An 18,499-nucleotide genomic window follows, 5' to 3' on the forward strand; every position below is an offset into this window, starting at 1 on the left:
TCTCGTAACCGCGCAGCAACTCCTTGATGGGCGGCAGGGTTTCCGGGTCCGCGACGGCGGGCGGGTCGACGCCGTGCTCGAGGCCGCGGCCACCCGACATGTACGAAACCATCGCCGAGGACAACAACATTCCGTCCTGCACGGCGTCGACGCGCCGGTTGGCGAAACGGCGTTCGTCGCGTAGCGGCACGACGTGGAACTCGATGTCCTTCGACGTGTCGCCGCCGTTGACGAAATGCACGGACAACGCGCTCGGCGGCAGGTCGTCGCGGCTCAGGGTACGGCTGGCGGCGACGAACGACTGCGCCATGAGTTGCCCGCCGAACGTCCGCATCGGGGTCTTGCTGGGATGGGAGCCGCTGAATCGATGGTCGTCAATTGTGTTCAGGCTCAGTACATCCAGCAGTTCCTGGAAATCAGACAATCAGACGTCGTCCTCGCCGATCCGGTGTACGTGGATCAGATTCGTGGAGCCGACGGTCCCTGGCGGCGCACCGGCGACGATGACCACCAGGTCACCGCGCTTGTACCGCCCCAACGCCAGCAGCGACTTGTCCACCTCGCGGATCATGCCGTCCGTCGTCTTCATGTGCGGAACGATGAACGTTTCGGTGCCCCACGTCATCGCGAGCTGGCTGCGCACCTCGGGCAGGTCGGTGAAGGCGAGCAGCGGCAGCGGGGTGTGCAAGCGAGCCAGCCGGCGCACGGTGTCGCCGGACTGGGTGAACGCGACCAGAGCCTTCGCGTCGAGCCGCTCGCCGATGTCGCGTGCGGCGTAGGAGATCACCCCCCGCTTGGTGCGGGGCACGTGGGTCAACGGCGGCGCCGCCGTGGAATTCTCCTCGACCGCGCACACGATCCGCGACATCGTCTTGACCGCCTGCAGCGGATACTTGCCCACCGAGGTTTCGCCCGACAGCATCAAAGCGTCCGCGCCGTCGAGGACGGCGTTGGCCACGTCCGAAGCCTCCGCGCGGGTGGGCCGCGAATTCTCGATCATCGAGTCGAGCATCTGCGTCGCCACGATCACCGGCTTGGCGTTCTCCCGGGCCATCTGGATGGCCCGCTTCTGCACCAGCGGGACCTCTTCCAGCGGCAGTTCGACACCTAGGTCACCGCGGGCCACCATGACGGCGTCGAACGCCAATACGATCGCTTCGAGGTTGTCGATGGCTTCGGGCTTCTCCAGCTTGGCGATCACCGGAACCCGCCGCCCCACCCGGTCCATCACCTCGTGGACGAGTTCGACGTCCGAGGGCGAGCGCACGAACGACAGCGCCACCATGTCGACACCCAGGTTCAGCGCGAACGTGAGGTCCTCGATGTCCTTCTCCGACAGGGCGGGCGCCGACACGTTCATCCCCGGCAGCGAGATCCCTTTGTTGTTGCTGACCGGTCCGCCCTCGACGACCTTGCAGACCACGTCGTCGCCGTCGACGTGGTCGACGATGAGCCCGACCTTGCCGTCGTCGACCAGTACCCGGTCGCCGGCCGAAGCGTCTTGGGCCAGTCTCTTGTACGTGGTGGACACGCGGTCGTGACTGCCTTCGCAGTCCGCGACGGTGATCCGGACGGTCTCGCCGTCCCGCCAATGCGTCGGCCCGTCGGCGAACCGCCCCAACCTGATCTTTGGCCCCTGCAGGTCGCAGAGCACCCCGACCGCGCGTCCGGTGGCGTCCGACGCGGCGCGAACCCGCTTGTAGGCGGCCTCGTGATCGCTGTAATCGCCGTGGCTGAAGTTCATTCGGGCGACGTCCATACCGGCTTCGACCAGCGCTTTGACGAGGTCGTCCTGTTGGGTGGCAGGCCCGAGAGTGCAGACGATCTTTCCGCGTCTAGTCACGACGTCAAAGCATAGTCGCGCTTTGTGTGATGGGGGCCGGGAACGGACGGCGGGCCGCGTCTATCCCTGGGTCGTCAGCCGCTCAGGACGGTAGGCACCAGTGGAAAGCCGGGCAAATTGCGGACCACCGTCCATGCGGTCATCAGGACCACGACTGTGGCGACGGTGGGTACGGGTAACCAGGACTGGCCGCGCAATCGGCGCACCAGGACCCACGCCGCCAGCAACGGGAGCGCGACGAGCAGGAATGCGTTGTCGTTGATGCTGGCCGCGAGATCGCCGTGCAGGAGATCGTGGGTCATCCTCAGACCGCCGCATGCCGGGCAGTTCCAGCCGGTGAGCCACTTGAACGGGCACTGCGGGTAGATGGTGTGCGGACTGTGCGGGTCGGCGAGCCCGATGTAGAGCAGGGCGCCGGAGAGCGCCGCGGCGGCGCCGACGACGGCAGGGCCGCGACGCCGATCCCGGGTCGTGGCTGGGGAATTCCGATCAGGTGCCATCGCGCATCGGGCGACCCAGCGGGTCGTTGACCTTGTCGGTCAGGATCAGCAACGCGTCGATGGTGCCCCAGATGACCGCACCCAGCCCGCACGTCAGCCAGCCGACGAGCAATTGCGCTACGCCCAGCCCGACGTAGCCCGCGTACATGCGCCCGATGCCCGCTATGCCGAACAGCCCCAGTAGCTGCAGCAGGCCGGCGACGGTCTTCGATTTGTCCGAATAGGGTTGGCCCGTCACGGGATGCCGACCGTACGGCGCCGAGGGGTCGTAGCCCGCTGCGTATTGCGGGTACGACGGGTATGGCGGCGGGAAGGGCGGTGGCGGATATCCCTGCCCCTCGTAGGAGGGGCCGGGCTGCGGAGCACCGGACCAGGGCTGTTCAGTCACGGATTCAGCATGCCAGATGTTCGACCAGGTTGGCTGGGGCTGCGTTGGCGTCGTTGGGCGGCAGACCGCTGGCCGTGGGCGTTACGGTCGCTGCCGTCTGCGCCGGAATGACCAGCGCCGCCGTTCTGGTTCGGCGGTTTGCTGCGGAGCCGGGGCAGGGGCGGGTTCGGGTTCGTCGGCCGCGGTATCGTCGGCGTCCGAGGTCGTTTGCTCCGGCGCCGGCTCCTCGGTACCACTCGCCGGTTGATCGGCCGCCGATTCGCTTTCGGCATCCCCGGCATCCCCGGACTCGTCGGGCTCGTCGGGCTCGTCGGCCGCTGCTTCAACTTCGGCATCGGCTTCAGCAGAGTCCTCGGGTTCTTCGACCTCGTCGGCATCTTCGGCGGCTGCGTCCTCGATCGCCTCGATCTGCTCGGACTTCGGCTCCTCCGGCAACACCTCGGCCTCGGATTCCGCGACGTCGGCAAGGCCGGCTCCGGCAACGTCGCCTTCGGGCTCTTCGAGTTCCGGCTCGTCGGCTGCCGCTTCTTCGGCCGCCGCCTCGATAGCCTCGGCCTGTTCGGGCTCGCCTTCCTCGGCTGCGTCCTCGATGGCCTCGGCCTGCTCAGACGTGGGCTCCCCGGCCGCGACCTCGGGCTCGGCAGCTTCAGCCTCTTCGATCGCCTCCTCGACAGCGTCGGCCTCGGCGGGCTCGGCCTCGACTTCGTCAGGCTCGTCCAGCACCGCCGCGGCTTCAGCCTCATCGGCTTCGGACTCTTCAGCTTCCTCGGCCGCTGCTTCGATCGCCTCGGCCTGCTCAGACTTGGGCTCTCCGGCCGCTACCTCGGGCTCGGCGGCTTCGGCCTCCTCGATCGCTTCTTCAACAGCGTCGGCGTCGGTGTCCTCCAGCACCGCCTCACCATCGGCCTCGTCGGCGTCTGATGCTTCGGCCGCATCTTCGATTGCCTCGGCCTGCTCAGACGTGGGCTCATCGGCCACCGCCTCAGCCACGGCAGCTTCGGCTTCTTCGGCCTCTTCGGCCTCCTCGGCCTCAGGTTCGGCCTCCCCGTCCTGCTCCGCCTCGTCCTGCTCCGCCTCGGCCAGCGCCGCGATCTCCACTTCCGGCTCGTCCTCGGAGGACTCAGAGACGGATCCAGCGCTGTCGGCCGAATCTCTGCCCTCGGCGGCTGCAGCCGCCGCGCTCCCCGCACCGACGGTGGCCAATTCCGGCTCCCGCTCGTCGGCGCCGGCTCGGCCCCGCAGCGACGCCGGATCCTCGCGACCCTTCGGCGCCAGCATGATGTACACAACCGCGCCGATGAACACGAACGTGGACGTGAACGTGTTGATGCGGATGCCGGCGATGTGGGTGGCGGTGTCGTCGCGCAGCAACTCCACGCCGAAACGCCCGACGCAGTACAGCGCCACATACGAGGCGAACAGTCGTCCGTGGCCAAGCACAAACCGGCGGTCGAGGTACAGCAGGGCAGCGAATACCAGAAGGTTCCACAGCAATTCGTAGAGGAAGGTCGGTTGCACGACGAGCGCGACCTGACCCGTCGACTCACCGTCCAAGGAGTGCACGTCGACAAACCCGGCCGGGTCCCGGCGGTAGAAGATCTCCAAGCCCCACGGCAGCGTCGTCTCGCGGCCGTACAGCTCTTGGTTGAAGTAATTCCCGAGCCGGCCGATGGCCTGCGCCAACACCACCCCGGGAGCGACGGCATCGACGAACGCCGGCAACGGGATATCGCGCCGCCGGCACCCGATCCAGGCGCCGACCACGCCCAGCGCGACGGCGCCCCAGATGCCCAGGCCGCCGTCCCAGATCCGAATCGCCGCACCGAAACCGGCGCCGCCGGGTCCCCAGTACGTCTGCCAATCGGTAGCCAGGTGATACAGCCGGCCGCCGATCAGACCGAACGGCACCATCCACAGCGCGATGTCATAGACCACCCCGCGCTCGCCGCCGCGGGCCGCCCAGCGTCGGTCCCCGATCAACAGCGCGATCAGGATCCCCAGAATGATGAAGAACGCGTAGGCCCGGATGGGTAACGGCCCAAGGTGCCAGACCCCGCGCGGCGGGCTGGGAATGTAGGCAAGCAACGTCGTTCTCATGCTGACGCCCTCCGGCGCACACCGGCCGCGAGTTCCTCGGTCAACGACTGCAGCGCAGGCAAACCCTCGCCGAGCGCGGACACCAACGCCGACCCGACGATGACGCCGTCGGCGTAACTGCCGATCTGGGCGGCCTGCTGTCCTGATCGCACGCCGAGGCCCACGCCGACGGGTATGTCGGACACCGCCTTCACCCTTCCCACCAACTCAGGCGCGGCACGCGACACCGCGTCGCGCGCACCGGTCACTCCCATCGTCGAGGCCGCGTAGACGAACCCGCGGGACGCCCCGACCGTGGCGACCAATCGTTCGGGCGTCGACGACGGCGCCACCAGAAAGATGCGATCCAGGCCGTGGTCCTCAGATGCCGCCAGCCATTGCTGCGCCTCGTCCGGAATCAGATCCGGCGTGATCAAACCCTGACCACCGGCCGCGGCCAGGTCCCGCGCGAAGGCATCAACCCCGTAGCGCAGCACCGGATTCCAGTAGGTCATGACCACCGCATGTCCGCCGGCCTTGCTGATGGCCTCGACTGCGGCCAGGGTGTCGCGCACCCGCACTCCCCCGCTCAACGCCTGCTCGGTGGCCCGCTGGATGGTCGGACCGTCCATGCCCGGGTCCGAGTAGGGCACGCCGACTTCGACGATGTCGCAACCGGATTCAATCAACGCCGTCATCGCCTGCACCGATGTCGGCACGTCGGGGAACCCGGTGGGCAGATAACCGATCAACGCCGCGCGGTTGTCCGCCGCGCACGCCTCGAACAACGACCCCAGTCTGCTTACTGCGCTCTGCTCCACTGTCATCACTCGTCCAGCAGGCCGAACCACTTCGCGGCGGTCTCGACGTCCTTGTCACCGCGGCCGGACAGGTTCACCACGATGATGGCGCCCTTACCCAATTCGGCGCCCAGCTTCAGCGCGCCCGCGACGGCGTGTGCGGATTCGATTGCCGGGATGATGCCTTCGGCGCGTGACAACAGACCGAACGCCTCCATGGCCTCGGTGTCGGTGATCGGCTCGTACTGCACCCGGCCGATGTCTTTGAGATAGGCGTGCTCGGGCCCCACCCCGGGATAGTCCAAACCCGCTGAGATGGAGTGCGATTCGATGGTTTGGCCGTCCTCGTCCTGCAGCAGGTAGGAGAACGACCCCTGGAACGCGCCCGGCGAGCCACCGGTGAAAGTCGCCGCGTGCCTGCCGGTTTCGACGCCGTCGCCGGCGGCTTCATAACCGACCAGCCGCACGCCGGGGTCGTCGAGAAACGCATGGAAGATGCCGATCGCGTTGGATCCGCCGCCGACACACGCCACCACCGCATCGGGCAGCCGGCCCGCCTGCTGCTGGATCTGTACGCGGGCCTCCAGCCCGATGATGCGCTGGAAGTCACGCACCATGGTGGGGAACGGGTGCGGCCCGGCGGCGGTGCCGAAGCAGTAGTAGGTGTTGTCGGCGTTGGTCACCCAGTCCCGGAACGCCTCGTTGATGGCATCCTTGAGCGTCCTGGACCCGGTCTCCACGGACACGACCTTCGCCCCGAGCAGTCGCATCCGCGCCACATTGAGGGCCTGGCGCGCCGTGTCGACCGCGCCCATGTAGATGATGCAGTCCAAACCCAGCAACGCGCAGGCGGTGGCGGTGGCGACGCCGTGCTGTCCCGCCCCGGTCTCGGCGATCACCCGGGTCTTGCCCATCCGGCGAGCCAGCAACGCCTGGCCCAGCACGTTGTTGATCTTGTGAGAACCGGTGTGGTTCAGGTCTTCTCGTTTGAGGAAGATCCGCGCTCCCCCGGCGTGGTCACCGAGCCGGGTGGTCTCGTACAACGGCGACGGGCGGCCCGCATAGTGCTTCTGCAGCTTGTCCAGGGTGTCCAGGAAATCCTGGTTGACGCGTTCCTTCTCGTAAGCGGTGGTGACCTCGTCGATCACCGCCATCAGCGCCTCGGCAACGTAGCGGCCGCCGTAGACGCCGAAATGCCCGCCCTGGTCAGGGTCGTGGTGGGTGCGTTCGACGACGGCGGCGCTGGTACGCGGAATATCCGGGGAGAGATCTGCCATCAGAAAGACTCAACGCGCGCGCGGCACATCAACAACTAGCGAGCCGGCTTCGGACAGGACGGGTGGGTACCGGCAGTGACCAGATCGGCGACCGCGGACCGCGGGTCCCCGCTCTTCACCAGACCCTCACCCACCAGGACGGCGTCGGCGCCCGCACCGGCGTAGGCCAACAGATCACCGGTGTGCCGTACACCGGATTCGGCGATCCGGATCACGTTGCTGGGCAGTCCGGGTGCGATCCGCGCGAAGCAGTCCCGGTCGACCTCGAGCGTGGTGAGATCGCGGGCATTGACGCCGATTACGTTGGCTCCGGCCTTCAGCGCGCGGTCGGCTTCCTCTTCGGTGTGCACCTCGACGAGCGCTGTCATGCCGAGCGACTCGGTGCGGTCGAGCATGGACACCAGTGCCGACTGGTCCAGTGCGGCGACGATCAACAGCAACATGTCCGCGCCATGCGCGCGCGCCTCGTGGATCTGATACGGCTGCACCACAAAATCCTTGCGCAACACCGGGATTGACACCGCTGCACGCACCGCGTCCAGATCGTCCAGCGACCCCTGGAAACGTCGTTCCTCGGTCAGCACACTGATGATCCGGGCGCCGCCGTCTTCGTAGGCGCGCGCCAGCTTCGCCGGATCGGAGATGGTGGCCAGGGGCCCTTTCGACGGGCTGGCTCGCTTGACCTCGGCGATGACGCCGATGCCGGGTTCACGCAGTGCGGCCATCACGTCGTGCGGCGGCGGAGCCGCAGCGGCGCGGGCCTTGATTTCCGAAAGACTCACGCGGGCTTCGCGCGCGGCAACGTCGGCCCGGACTCCCTCAAGAATGGAGTCAAGCACGTTGGCCGGACTCATACCTGCGGTTTCCCTTCCCTCTGTGGCCTTTAGTGGCCCCGTTGCGAACCACCGCCACCCCACGCGCCGACCGATTGCGACGACGTGCAAGAAGGGTAGCGACCCTCATCACAGGGTCCGTCACCGCCCCTCGGTGTCCGTCTCGGGTGGCCGATCGGTAGGGTCACGGCCCTCGTCGAGAGCATCCCACATCATCCGTTCCGATAACTCCGGTTCGGCGCCTTCGTGTTGCGCGTCCGCGTCGTCGCGCGCTGCCGAGCGGCGGGCGGCGGGCGCCAGGTACTTGGTGCTGGCGGATCCAGCCCCCGACGCCGCGCGCAGCAACAGCGCGGCGGCGACCAGCGTGCAGAGCGCGGCCGCCACCGAGATACCGGCTCCCCAGTAGTGGCGCGCGCTGCCGACCAGCGTCGCCACCGGGACGTGCGCGAGGTCGGCTCCGCGCGCGGCCACATCCGGCACCGCCCACAGGCTGACGCCTAGATAGCCGGTGGCGAAGCTCGCGGCCGCCAGCAGGCCAGCCAGGGCGCGCAACTGCCAGCCCCGCACGGCCAGCACCGCCACCGCTGCGGCCAGGTCGACAATCGCCAACGGAAGCAGCGCGCTCGACCAGGTCGCGCCGGACAGCGCCACCTCCTTTGGTGGCCCCAGCCCGTCGAAGGACCGGATCAGCGCCCAGGTCAGCCGCGAAGCGCCCCACAGCGCGCCGGCGGCCAGCACCAGCAGCACCTGGGCGACCCCGATCGGGAGGCGCCGCCGATCAGCCACCGCCGGGCACCGCGCTGAGGTCGGAGTTGCCGATATCGGGGCTGGCGAGTGTCTCGGCGGCGGCGATCGCGTTCAGCACCGCCCGCGCCTTGTTGCTGGCCTCGTTGTATTCGTAGGGCCCGTTGGAGTCGGCGACCACGCCGCCACCGGCCTGAACGTAGGCCTTGCCGCGGCGCATCAGCGCCGTGCGGATGGCGATCGCGAAGTCGGCGTTACCGGCGAAGTCCAGGTAGCCCACCACGCCGCCATACAAGCCGCGACGAGTCTTCTCGACCTCCTCGATCAGCTCCATCGCCCGCACCTTCGGCGCACCGGACAGGGTGCCCGCCGGGAAACACGCGGTGACGGCGTCCAGCGCGGTCTGCCCCTCGGCCAGCAACCCGGTCACCGTCGACACCAGGTGCATCACGTGGCTATAGCGTTCGATGTGGCTGTAGTCCTCGACGCGGACGGTGCCCGGCGTGCACACCCGGCCGAGGTCGTTTCGGCCCAAATCCACCAGCATCAGATGCTCGGCGAGCTCCTTCTCGTCGGCCAGCAACTCCTTTTCCAGCAGCAGGTCTTCCTCGTCGGTGGCCCCGCGCCAGCGCGTCCCGGCGATCGGATGGGTGGTCGCGCGCCCGTCGTGCACGGTCACCAAAGCCTCGGGACTGGATCCGACGATCGAAAAGTCAACGGCGCCTTGGCTGTCCGGTATCTGCAGCAAATACATGTAAGGGCTGGGATTGGTCACCCGCAACATGCGGTAGACGTCGATCGGGTCGACGTCGGTGTCCATCTCGAAGCGCTGCGACGGGACCACCTGAAAGGCTTCACCGGCCGCGATCTGCTCCACCAGAAAATCGACGATCGCGCCGTACTCTTCCTCGGTGCGCTGCGCGCGATGACGCGGCTCAGGCCGGGCGAACGTCGCCACCGTCGACGGCACCGGCAGGCTGAGCGCCGCGGTCATCACATCCAGCCGGGCGACGGCGTCGTCGTAAGCCCAGTCGACCCGCTCGTCGGTGCCGTTCCAATTCACCGCATTGGCGATCAGGGTGATGGTGCCCTCGTGGTGGTCGACCGCGGCCAGGTCGGTCGCCAACAGCAGCAGCATGTCGGGCAGTTGCAGGTCGTCGACGGCGAGCTCGGGCAGCCGCTCCAGGCGGCGCACCATGTCGTAGGCGAAGAATCCGACCATGCCCCCGGACAACGGCGGCAATCCCGGCCGCGATTCCTGGGGAGCCGCGGTCGCCAGCACCTCCAACGTGGCGCGCAGCGCGTCCAGCGGGTCGCCCCCGGCGGGGGCATCCTTGGGTACGGCGCCCAGCCACACAGCCTGCCCATCGCGAACGCTCAGCGCCGTCGGCGCGCCGGCCCCGATGAAGGACCAGCGCGACCATGACCGCCCGTTCTCGGCCGACTCGAGCAGGAAAGTCCCGGGACGATTGGCGGCCAGCTTCCGGTAGGCCGAGAGCGGAGTTTCGCTGTCGGCCAAGACCTTGCGGGTCACCGGAACCACCCGGTGCTCGGCGGCCAGCGCGCGGAATTCTTCCCGCGTAATCGTGGCTGCGAGGTTGGCGTGCACCGAACCATCCAATCAGATTGCTGGGCGGCCGCCCGCGTAGCGTGTCGACCATGAAACCTGGTGACACCGTGGTCGACTTCGAGCTCCCCGATCAGACCGGCACGCCGCGCAGACTCAGCGAGCTGTTGTCCGACGGGCCCGTGGTGCTCTTTTTCTATCCGGCGGCCATGACCCCCGGCTGCACCAAGGAGGCCTGCCACTTCCGCGACCTGGCCGCCGAGTTCGCCGCCGTCGGCGCCAACCGGGTCGGCATCAGCACCGACCCGGTGCAGAAGCAGGCCAAGTTCGCCGACACGCAGAAATTCGACTACCCGCTGCTCTCGGACGCCGACGGCGCCGTCGCCACCCAGTTCGGCGTCAAGCGCGGGTTGCTCGGCAAACTGCTGCCGGTGAAGCGGACCACGTTCGTCATCGACACCGACCGCAAGGTGCTCGAGGTGATCTCCAGCGAGATCAGCATGGACACGCACGCTGACAAGGCTTTGGCGACGCTGCGCAATCGTTGAGCTTTGCCGGGGACGGCTCGTTAGCATGCATCCATGCCAACAAGCGCCGGCGAAGGCGGAGGCCTCAAAGAAGGCGAGCTGTTCGCCGGCTTCACCATCGTCCGCCGGCTCGGGGCCGGCGGAATGGGCGAGGTCTATCTCGCGCAGCACCCGCGGCTGCCGCGCCGGGATGCGCTGAAGATCCTGCCGCGGGAGTTCACCGCGAATTCCGAATTCCGCCAGCGCTTCAACCGCGAGGCCGATCTGGCCGGAAGCCTCTACAACGAACACATCGTCGGCATCCACGACCGCGGCGAGTATCACGGCCAACTGTGGATCTCGATGGACTACGTCGAGGGCACCGACGCCAACGAATTGCTGCGCACGCGGTATCCGTCCGGGATGCCGCTGCCCGAGGTCGTCGAAATCGTCTCGGCCGTGGCCGACGCGCTCGACTACGCGCACTCGCGGGGTTTGCTGCACCGCGACGTCAAACCGGCCAACATCCTGCTCGGCGACGGCCAGCCGAAGCGCCGGATTCTGTTGGCCGATTTCGGCATCGCCCGCGAACTGGGCCAGAGCAGCGGTCTGACCGCCACCAATATGACGATGGGCACCAGCGCCTACTGCGCGCCCGAGCAACTGCAGGGGTTCGACCTGGACGGTCGGGCCGACCAGTACGCGCTGGGCTGCACCGCGTTCCAGTTGCTCACCGGCGCGGCCCCGTTCCATGACTCCAACCTTGCGGTGGTGATCGCCCAGCAACTGTCCGCGCCGCCGCCGCTGCTCAGCACCCGACGTCCGGATCTGGCCCACCTGGACGGCGTCATCACCAGGGCGCTCGCCAAGGAGCCGGCCGGTCGGTTCGCGTCCTGCGCGGAGTTCGCGGCCGCGTTGGGGGCCCCGCCGGGCACCCTGTTCCCGCCGGTCGGGGTCGTCGCGCCCCCGCCCATTGCCCCTCTGCCGCCGCCGCACCACCGCGGACACGGCACGTTGATCGCGTCGCTGGTGGCCGTGGCGCTGGTGGCGGCCGCGGCGGTACTCGGCCTGGTGGCGCTGCACGGTCCGTCCGGCGACCCCGCCGCCGCTCCGGCCGGCAAGCCCAGCGGCGGCGGCACCAGCACCTACTCGGCGCCGCCGCCCGGCAACAACTCGGCGCCGCCGACGCTGCACTTGACCGAACAGGTCGCCGACGAGGCGCGGGTGCTGCGGCCCGCCGAACGTGCCGTCATCGAGCGCGACCTCAGAAGGCTCGAGGACACCCGCGGCATCAAGCTGTGGGTCGTCTACGTCAACGATTTCGGTGAGTTCAAGCCGACGCGGTGGGCCGAGCGCACCCTGCGCGCCAACGATTTCACCGACCACGACGCGCTGCTGGCCATCGCCACCGACCGGCCCGCGTTCGCCTTCCACGTGCCGGTGGCGGCCACGGTGGGCAAGCCGATCGACGTCGAGGAGATCCGCCGCGAGCGCATCGCGCCGGCCGTGGAGCGCCGCGAATGGACCCGCGCCGCGCTGGTGGCCGCCAACGGGCTGGACGTCGCGGCCGGCTAATCCGTGCCCGGCTAATCCGTGCCCGGGTCCAACAGCATCGCGGCATCGAAGCAACTGTGATCACCGGTGTGGCAGGCGCCACCGACCTGGTCGACGGTCAGCAGCACGGTGTCGCCGTCGCAGTCCAGACGCACCTCGTGCACGCGCTGGGTGTGCCCGGAGGTGGCGCCTTTGATCCACTGTTCGCCGCGGGACCGCGAAAAGTACGTGGCTTCACGGGTTTCCAGCGTGCGGGCCAGCGCGTCGTCGTCCATCCAGGCGACCATCAACACGTCACCGCTGCCGCGCTCCTGCACGACGGCGGTGATCAGGCCGTCGGCGTTACGCTTCAACCGCGCGGCGATGTCCGGGTCCAGTGTCATGGCGCGGCCATCCGCACGGTGATCTTTTCCGCGGCCATCGCGGCCTTGACCTCGCCGATGGTCAGCTCGCGGAAGTGAAACACGCTGGCGGCCAACACCGCGTCGGCTCCCGCCGCGACGGCCGGCGCGAAGTGCCCGACCGCGCCCGCGCCGCCGCTGGCGATGACCGGCACCGTGACGGCCGCCCGGACCGCGCGCAACATGGCCAGATCGAAGCCGGCCTTGGTGCCGTCGGCGTCCATCGAATTGAGCAGGATCTCCCCCACCCCCAGTTCGGCCCCGCGAGCCGCCCATTCCACGGCGTCGATGCCGGTGCCCCGGCGTCCGCCGTGCGTGGTGACTTCCCACCCCGACGGGGTGGGCGGCGAACCGGCGGGGACCGTACGGGCGTCGACGGACAGCACGATGCACTGGGAGCCGAATTGTCTTGCCATTTCGGCGAGCAACTCGGGGCGGGCGATCGCGGCGGTGTTGACCGACACCTTGTCCGCGCCGGCTCGCAGCAGCACGTCGACATCGGCGACCGTGCGCACGCCGCCGCCGACCGTCAGCGGGATGAACACCTGCTCGGCGGTGCGGCGCACCACGTCCAGCATGGTGGCCCGGCCCGAGGAGGACGCGGTCACGTCGAGGAAGGTGAGTTCGTCGGCGCCCTCGGCGTCATAGGCGGCCGCGAGTTCGACCGGATCGCCGGCGTCGCGCAGGTTTTCGAAGTTGACTCCCTTGACCACGCGTCCGCCGTCGACGTCCAGGCACGGGATCACCCGCACCGCCAGGCCGTCCCCATCGGTGTGCGCGGGGGTCACCTCTCCCCCGCGAGCAGACGCTAAAGCGCCTTTTTCGTCGCCGTGTCGGGGACTTAAGTGTCTGCTAGGCATTAGTAGTCCTCGGGTTGGCCGGTGCTGCGCAGGATCTCCAGGATCTCGGCGTGCACACCGGGCGCCGCGGCCAGAGCCGACTTCGACGCCGGAACCCACGGCTCGCCGGCCAGATCGGTGACAATCCCGCCGGCGGCCCGGACCAGCGCCACCCCGGCCGCGTGATCCCACACGTGACTGCCGAAACTGATTGCGCCACCCAGGATTCCGTCGGCCACATAAGCCAGATCGAGACCGGTGGAGCCGTGCATACGCAACCGCGAGGACAGCCGGCTGAGGTTCTCCAGCACCGCCACCCGGTACCGGCCGGGAAAGCGCCCGCGCGAGTCCGCGCTGAACGAGCCGGCGCCGATCAGCGCGTCAGCCAATGAGGCGGTCTCCAGAGCCGGCTGCGGCTCGCCGTCCTTCATCAACGGTCCCCCGACCACAGCGGTATACCGCGTGCCGATGAACGGCAGCCAGGTCAGCCCGGCCACCGGCTCACCGTCGCGCAGCAGGCCCAGCAGAATCCCGGCCATCGGCGACCCGGCCGCATAGTTGAAGGTCCCGTCGACCGGGTCGAGCACCCAGACCCAAGGCGAGTCGACGTCCGCGCCGCCGAATTCCTCGCCGTGCACCTCGATTCCGGTGGCCTTGACGAGCGCGTCGACCACCTGGCGCTCGATGGCGAGGTCGACTTCGGTGGCGAAATCGTTGCCCTTCTTGCTCACTGCCGACTCGGCGCGGTGCCCGGCCAGGAACGGTTCGACCGCGTCGTCCAGGACGGCCGACGCCTCGGCCACCAAAGCATCCAAATCCATTGCGCGCCTACCCCCGCACCGCGTCCAGTGCCTGCGGCAGCGTGAACCGCCCGGCATACAGCGCCTTCCCCACGATCGCTCCCTCGATGCCGCGGTCGGTCAGGGTGGCGATGGCGCGCAGGTCGTCCAGGCTGGACACACCGCCCGAGGCGATCACCGGCGCATCGGTGCGCTCGGCGACCTGGGCCAGCAGGTCCAGGTTGGGGCCGCCCAGCGTGCCGTCCTTGGTGACATCGGTGACGACGTAGCGCGAGCACCCCTCGGCGTCGAGGCGGTCCAACACCTCCCACAGGTCACCGCCGTCGGTCTCCCAACCGCGGCCCCGCAGCCGGTGCTGCCCGTCGACGATCTGGACGTCGAGTCCCACCGCGACCCGGTCACCGTGCTCGGCGATCGCCTTGGCACACCACTGCGGGTTTTCCAACGCTGCCGTGCCGACATTGACCCGCGCGCACCCGGTGGCCAGCGCCGCAGCCAGGGATTCGTCGTCGCGGATACCTCCGGACAGCTCGACCTGTACGTCCAGCTTGCCCACCACCTCGGCGAGCAGTTCGCGGTTGGACCCGCGCCCGAACGCGGCGTCCAGGTCGACCAGGTGAATCCAGTCGGTGCCGTCGCGCTGCCAGCCCAGCGCGGCATCCAGTGCCGAGCCGTACTCGGTTTCACTGCCGGCCTTGCCCTGCACGAGGCGCACGGCGCGGCCGTCGACGACATCGACAGCCGGCAACAGAATCAGCGACATTGCTACAGCCTCTCGACCCAGTTGCGGAGAATCAGCGCACCGGCATCGCCGCTCTTCTCGGGGTGGAACTGGGTCGCCGACAGGGGCCCGTCCTCGACCGCCGCCAGAAACGGCACCTGATGTGTCGCCCACGTCAACATCGCCTCGGGAGAACCTTCCCACCGCTGCGCGGCGTAGGAGTGTACGAAGTAGAACCGGGTGTCGGTGTCCACCCCGTTGAACAGCACGCTGTCCAACGCGGGATTGACCACGTTCCATCCCATGTGCGGGATCACCGGGGCGTCCAGGAGGGTGACCGCGCCGGGCCACTGGCCGCACCCCGTTGTCTCCACGCCGAACTCGACGCCGCGGGCGAACAGGATCTGCATGCCCACACAGACACCCAGCACCGGGCGGCCGGACGCGACGCGCTCGGCGATGATCCGCTCGCCGCCGATCTTGCGCAGCCCGGTCATGCACGCCTCGAACGCGCCGACCCCGGGCACCACCAGTCCGTCGGCCGCCAGCGCCGTCTCCGCGTCCGCGGTGACCTCGACGTCGGCACCGACGCGCTCCAGCGCGCGCTGCGCCGACCGCAGATTGCCTGAGCCGTAGTCCAGCACCACGACGGATTTACTACTCACAGAACACCTTTGGTCGACGGCACACCCGAGACGCGCGGGTCGGGCTCGACGGCCTGGCGCAGCGCCCGGGCGACCGCCTTGTATTGGGCCTCGGTCAGGTGGTGCGGGTCGCGGCCGTAGAGCACCCGAACGTGCAGCGCGATGCGGGCGTTCATGGCCAGCGATTCGAACACGTGCCGGTTGATCACGGTGTGGTATGGCACCGAGCTGCCCGCGATCGTGGTGTGCTGCAGGTGATCCGGTTCCCCGCTGTGCACACAGTAGGGACGGCCGGAGACGTCCACGGCGGCGTGCGCCAGTGTCTCGTCCATCGGAATGAACGCGTCGCCGAACCGCCGAATACCCTTCTTGTCGCCAAGTGCCTGCGCGAGCGCCTGACCCAGCGCGATCGCGGTGTCCTCGACCGTGTGGTGGGCTTCGATCTCGACGTCACCCTTGGTGCGCACCATCAAATCGAAGCTGGCGTGGCTGCCCAGCGCCGTCAGCATGTGGTCGTAGAACGGGACGCCGGTGTCGATGTCGACCTGCCCGGTGCCGTCCAGGTCGAGTTCGATGACGATGTCGGATTCGCGGGTGCGGCGTTCGATGCGCGCCCAACGCGTCCGGGTGTCGGTGGTGGTCATGGTGCTCCTAATAATTGGTCGCGACCCGCTTCGCCGGGCGTGGGGCTGGCCAGCTGCGTGACGGCGATCTCGGCGCTCGCCCGCAGGAAGGCGTCGTTTTCCTCGGCCAGTCCGGTGGTGGCGCGCAGAAAACCGGGGATGCCGACGTCGCGGATCAGCACGCCGGCGTCCAGGTAATGTCGCCAGGCGCCGGGCGCATCGGCGAACTCGCCGAACAACACGAAGTTCGCGTCGCTCGGAATCACCCGAAAACCCATGCCGCGCAAGGCTGTCGACACCCGTTCCCGTTCGGCGATCAGGGTCGCGACGCTGCCCAGCGTGTCATCGGCGTGCCGCAGCGCCGCCCGCGCGGCGGCCTGGGTGACCGATGACAGGTGGTAGGGCAACCGCACCAGCAGCATGGCCTCGACGAGCGCGGGAGTGGCGACAAGGTAGCCCAACCGGCCCCCGGCGAACGCGAACGCCTTGCTCATGGTGCGGGTGACGATCAGCTTGGTCGGGTACGCCTCGACCAGCGTCACGGCACTGGGCTGCGAGGAGAACTCGCCGTACGCCTCGTCCACGATCAGGATGCCCGGCAGCGCGTCCAGCAACTTGCGCAGCTCGTCCAGCGAAACACTCTGTCCGGACGGGTTATTCGGGCTGGCGATGAACACCACGTCGGGTCTGCGCTCGACGACGGCGGCAACCGCCCGCTCGATGTCGAGGCTGAAGTCCTCGGCGCGGACCGTTTCCAGCCACTCGGTGCGGGTGGCGTCGGAGATGATCGGGTGCATCGAGTAGGACGGCACGAAACCGATCGCGCTGCGCCCGGGACCGCCGAACGCCTGCAGCAGTTGTTGCAGAATCTCGTTGGATCCGTTTGCCGCCCAGACGTTTTCCACCCCGATCCGAACACCGGTCTGCAGGGTCAGGTAGGCGGCCAGGTCGGTGCGCAGGGCGACCGCGTCGCGGTCGGGGTACCGGTGCAGGTCCGCCGCCGCCTCCCGCACTGACCGCACCACGTCGTCGACCAGCGCCCGGGTGGGCGGGTGCGGGTTCTCGTTGGTGTTCAACCGCACCGGCACGTCCAATTGTGGTGCGCCGTACGGGGTTTTGCCGCGCAGGTCATCGCGCAGCGGTAGGTCGTCGAGGCTCGGTTTGCCGGTGCTCACCGCTCGAACCTCCGGCGTACCGCCTCGCCGTGCGACGGCAGGTCTTCGGCCTTGGCCAGCGCGACGACGTGACCGGAGACGTCCTTGAGGGCGGCCTCGGTGTAGTCGACAACGTGGATGCCGCGCAGGAAGGTCTGCACCGACAGGCCGCTGGAGTAGCGGGCGCTGCCCGCGGTGGGCAGCACGTGGTTGGATCCCGCACAGTAGTCTCCGAGGCTGACCGGCGCATAGGGGCCGACGAAGATGGCTCCGGCGGCACGGATCCGGGCGGCGACCGCAGACGCGTCGGCCGTCTGGATCTCCAGGTGTTCGGCGGCGTAGGCATTGACCACCTGCACGCCGGCGTCGAGATCGTCGACCAGGATGATCTTGGACTGCGGGCCGGACAGCGCGGCGGTCACCCGTTCGCGGTGCACCGTGGTCTGCAGCTGGGCGGCCAGTTCGGCCTCGGTGGCCTCGGCGAGCGCGACGCTCGGGGTAACGAGGACGCTGGCGGCCATCTCGTCGTGTTCGGCCTGGCTGATCAGGTCGGCGGCCACGTGCGCGGGATCGGCGGTCTCGTCGGCAAGGATGGCGATCTCGGTGGGCCCGGCTTCGGCGTCGATGCCGACCATCGAGCGGCAGAGTCGTTTGGCTGCGGTGACGTAGATGTTGCCGGGGCCGGTGATCATGTCGACCGGCGCCAGCGTCGCACCGCTGGTGTCCGTGCCGCCATAGGCCAGCAGGGCGACCGCCTGCGCCCCGCCGACCGCCCAGACCTCATCAACCCCCAGCAGCGCGGCCGCGGCCAGGATGGTCGGGTGCGGCAGGCCGCCGAAGTCTGCCTGCGGCGGGCTGGCCACCACCAGCGAGCCGACACCGGCCGCCTGGGCGGGCACCACGTTCATCACCACGCTGGACGGGTAGACCGCGTTTCCGCCCGGCACGTAGAGACCGACGCGTTCGACCGGCAGCCAGCGTTCGGTGACCGTTGCGCCGGGGCCGAGCGTGGTGGTGGTGTCACTGCGGCGCTGGTCGGCGTGCACCGCCCGGGTCCGTTCGATCATCACCTGCAGCGCGTCGCGGACGTCGCCGTCAAGGCCGCTCAACGCGGCGTCCATCGCGGCCTGCGGCACCAGCACCGCCGAGGGCCGGACCCCGTCGAACTTCGCGCCGTATTCCAGCGCCGCCGCGACCCCGTGCTCGGCGACGGCCGCCACGATCGGTCG

20 protein-coding genes are annotated in these 18,499 nt (G+C 68.9%); 2 read left to right on the forward strand and 18 right to left on the reverse strand.

Annotated features, from left to right (window positions below; translation table 11 throughout):
* From A9X01_RS13895 to A9X01_RS13940, 10 genes are all read right to left on the reverse strand, one after another.
* Positions 1 to 424: acyl-CoA thioesterase (locus A9X01_RS13895; protein WP_172832513.1), on the reverse strand; the 424-nt coding region annotated here is incomplete at its 3' end.
* The gene (gene pyk, locus A9X01_RS13900; protein ID WP_065121337.1) at positions 425 to 1,843 is read right to left on the reverse strand and encodes a pyruvate kinase; all 1,419 of its coding nucleotides are present in this window, start codon (positions 1,841 to 1,843) and stop codon (positions 425 to 427) included.
* 74 nt (positions 1,844 to 1,917) lie between these two features.
* Complete coding sequence (locus tag A9X01_RS13905; protein WP_081282378.1) at positions 1,918 to 2,343, reverse strand: DUF2752 domain-containing protein; 426 nt, start codon at positions 2,341 to 2,343, stop codon at positions 1,918 to 1,920.
* Entirely contained in the window at positions 2,333 to 2,749 is a 417-nt protein-coding gene (locus A9X01_RS13910) for an NINE protein (RefSeq protein WP_155772085.1), read from the reverse strand. The genes A9X01_RS13905 and A9X01_RS13910 overlap by 11 nt, the downstream gene beginning before the upstream one ends.
* 63 nt (positions 2,750 to 2,812) lie before the next feature.
* Positions 2,813 to 4,828 carry a prolipoprotein diacylglyceryl transferase gene (locus tag A9X01_RS13915; RefSeq protein ID WP_065121339.1) on the reverse strand — a complete coding sequence of 672 codons (2,016 nt, stop codon included), beginning with the start codon at positions 4,826 to 4,828 and terminating at the stop codon, positions 2,813 to 2,815.
* Positions 4,825 to 5,637 (reverse strand): tryptophan synthase subunit alpha, encoded by an 813-nt coding sequence (trpA, locus tag A9X01_RS13920; protein ID WP_155772086.1) that lies wholly within the window; start codon positions 5,635 to 5,637, stop codon positions 4,825 to 4,827. Before trpA ends, A9X01_RS13915 begins: the two co-directional genes overlap by 4 nt.
* Positions 5,634 to 6,884 carry a tryptophan synthase subunit beta gene (gene trpB / locus A9X01_RS13925; protein ID WP_065121341.1) on the reverse strand — a complete coding sequence of 417 codons (1,251 nt, stop codon included), beginning with the start codon at positions 6,882 to 6,884 and terminating at the stop codon, positions 5,634 to 5,636. Before trpB ends, trpA begins: the two co-directional genes overlap by 4 nt.
* 35 nt (positions 6,885 to 6,919) lie before the next feature.
* Positions 6,920 to 7,738, reverse strand: a complete 819-nt coding sequence (gene trpC / locus A9X01_RS13930) for an indole-3-glycerol phosphate synthase TrpC (protein WP_065121342.1) — start codon at positions 7,736 to 7,738, stop codon at positions 6,920 to 6,922.
* Between the two features lie 120 nt (positions 7,739 to 7,858).
* Positions 7,859 to 8,503, reverse strand: coding sequence for a TIGR02234 family membrane protein (locus tag A9X01_RS13935; RefSeq protein ID WP_065121343.1), 645 nt, complete (start codon positions 8,501 to 8,503; stop codon positions 7,859 to 7,861).
* Positions 8,496 to 10,070 carry an anthranilate synthase component I gene (locus tag A9X01_RS13940; protein WP_065121354.1) on the reverse strand — a complete coding sequence of 525 codons (1,575 nt, stop codon included), beginning with the start codon at positions 10,068 to 10,070 and terminating at the stop codon, positions 8,496 to 8,498. Before A9X01_RS13940 ends, A9X01_RS13935 begins: the two co-directional genes overlap by 8 nt.
* A gap of 50 nt (positions 10,071 to 10,120) precedes the next feature.
* Between A9X01_RS13940 and A9X01_RS13945 the strand changes: the two genes are divergently transcribed.
* Together A9X01_RS13945 and A9X01_RS13950 are read left to right on the forward strand one after the other, a co-directional pair.
* A complete protein-coding gene (locus A9X01_RS13945) occupies positions 10,121 to 10,576 on the forward strand; it encodes a peroxiredoxin (RefSeq protein ID WP_065121344.1) in 456 nt (151 codons plus the stop codon).
* A 33-nt stretch (positions 10,577 to 10,609) separates the two neighbouring features.
* The gene (locus A9X01_RS13950; RefSeq protein ID WP_065121345.1) at positions 10,610 to 12,109 is read left to right on the forward strand and encodes a serine/threonine-protein kinase; all 1,500 of its coding nucleotides are present in this window, start codon (positions 10,610 to 10,612) and stop codon (positions 12,107 to 12,109) included.
* 11 nt (positions 12,110 to 12,120) lie between these two features.
* Here A9X01_RS13950 and hisI read toward each other — a convergent pair whose 3' ends face one another.
* The 8 genes from hisI to hisD form a co-directional block, all read right to left on the reverse strand.
* Entirely contained in the window at positions 12,121 to 12,471 is a 351-nt protein-coding gene (gene hisI / locus A9X01_RS13955; protein ID WP_065121346.1) for a phosphoribosyl-AMP cyclohydrolase, read from the reverse strand.
* The gene (gene hisF / locus A9X01_RS13960) at positions 12,468 to 13,277 is read right to left on the reverse strand and encodes an imidazole glycerol phosphate synthase subunit HisF (protein WP_065121347.1); all 810 of its coding nucleotides are present in this window, start codon (positions 13,275 to 13,277) and stop codon (positions 12,468 to 12,470) included. Before hisF ends, hisI begins: the two co-directional genes overlap by 4 nt.
* 71 nt (positions 13,278 to 13,348) lie before the next feature.
* On the reverse strand, positions 13,349 to 14,149 hold the full coding sequence (locus tag A9X01_RS13965; RefSeq protein ID WP_065121348.1) for an inositol monophosphatase family protein: 801 nt from the start codon (positions 14,147 to 14,149) through the stop codon (positions 13,349 to 13,351).
* A 7-nt stretch (positions 14,150 to 14,156) separates the two neighbouring features.
* Positions 14,157 to 14,891 carry a bifunctional 1-(5-phosphoribosyl)-5-((5-phosphoribosylamino)methylideneamino)imidazole-4-carboxamide isomerase/phosphoribosylanthranilate isomerase PriA gene (gene priA / locus A9X01_RS13970; protein WP_065121349.1) on the reverse strand — a complete coding sequence of 245 codons (735 nt, stop codon included), beginning with the start codon at positions 14,889 to 14,891 and terminating at the stop codon, positions 14,157 to 14,159.
* Between the two features lie 2 nt (positions 14,892 to 14,893).
* Positions 14,894 to 15,514, reverse strand: a complete 621-nt coding sequence (gene hisH, locus A9X01_RS13975; RefSeq protein WP_065121350.1) for an imidazole glycerol phosphate synthase subunit HisH — start codon at positions 15,512 to 15,514, stop codon at positions 14,894 to 14,896.
* Positions 15,511 to 16,137 carry an imidazoleglycerol-phosphate dehydratase HisB gene (gene hisB / locus A9X01_RS13980; RefSeq protein ID WP_065121351.1) on the reverse strand — a complete coding sequence of 209 codons (627 nt, stop codon included), beginning with the start codon at positions 16,135 to 16,137 and terminating at the stop codon, positions 15,511 to 15,513. Before hisB ends, hisH begins: the two co-directional genes overlap by 4 nt.
* Positions 16,134 to 17,291, reverse strand: coding sequence for a histidinol-phosphate transaminase (locus tag A9X01_RS13985; RefSeq protein WP_065121352.1), 1,158 nt, complete (start codon positions 17,289 to 17,291; stop codon positions 16,134 to 16,136). The genes hisB and A9X01_RS13985 overlap by 4 nt, the downstream gene beginning before the upstream one ends.
* On the reverse strand, positions 17,288 to 18,499 hold a 1,212-nt coding region (gene hisD / locus A9X01_RS13990; protein WP_065121355.1), incomplete at its 5' end, for a histidinol dehydrogenase. The genes hisD and A9X01_RS13985, both read right to left, overlap by 4 nt.

The sequence above is a fragment of the Mycobacterium asiaticum genome, from assembly GCF_001668675.1.
In the GTDB taxonomy this organism is placed as follows: Bacteria; Actinomycetota; Actinomycetes; order Mycobacteriales; family Mycobacteriaceae; genus Mycobacterium; species Mycobacterium asiaticum_D.

What these genes read in the sequence shown, in the direction of transcription:
- A9X01_RS13905 (WP_081282378.1), bottom strand. Translation starts at nt 2,343, where the DNA reads ATGGCACCTGATCGGAATTCCCCAGCCACGACCCGGGATCGGCGTCGC.
- A9X01_RS13915 (WP_065121339.1), bottom strand. Translation starts at nt 4,828, where the DNA reads ATGAGAACGACGTTGCTTGCCTACATTCCCAGCCCGCCGCGCGGGGTC.
- trpB (WP_065121341.1), bottom strand. Translation starts at nt 6,884, where the DNA reads ATGGCAGATCTCTCCCCGGATATTCCGCGTACCAGCGCCGCCGTCGTC.
- trpC (WP_065121342.1), bottom strand. Translation starts at nt 7,738, where the DNA reads ATGAGTCCGGCCAACGTGCTTGACTCCATTCTTGAGGGAGTCCGGGCC.
- A9X01_RS13945 (WP_065121344.1), top strand. Translation starts at nt 10,121, where the DNA reads ATGAAACCTGGTGACACCGTGGTCGACTTCGAGCTCCCCGATCAGACC.
- A9X01_RS13950 (WP_065121345.1), top strand. Translation starts at nt 10,610, where the DNA reads ATGCCAACAAGCGCCGGCGAAGGCGGAGGCCTCAAAGAAGGCGAGCTG.
- hisI (WP_065121346.1), bottom strand. Translation starts at nt 12,471, where the DNA reads ATGACACTGGACCCGGACATCGCCGCGCGGTTGAAGCGTAACGCCGAC.
- A9X01_RS13965 (WP_065121348.1), bottom strand. Translation starts at nt 14,149, where the DNA reads ATGGATTTGGATGCTTTGGTGGCCGAGGCGTCGGCCGTCCTGGACGAC.
- priA (WP_065121349.1), bottom strand. Translation starts at nt 14,891, where the DNA reads ATGTCGCTGATTCTGTTGCCGGCTGTCGATGTCGTCGACGGCCGCGCC.
- hisB (WP_065121351.1), bottom strand. Translation starts at nt 16,137, where the DNA reads ATGACCACCACCGACACCCGGACGCGTTGGGCGCGCATCGAACGCCGC.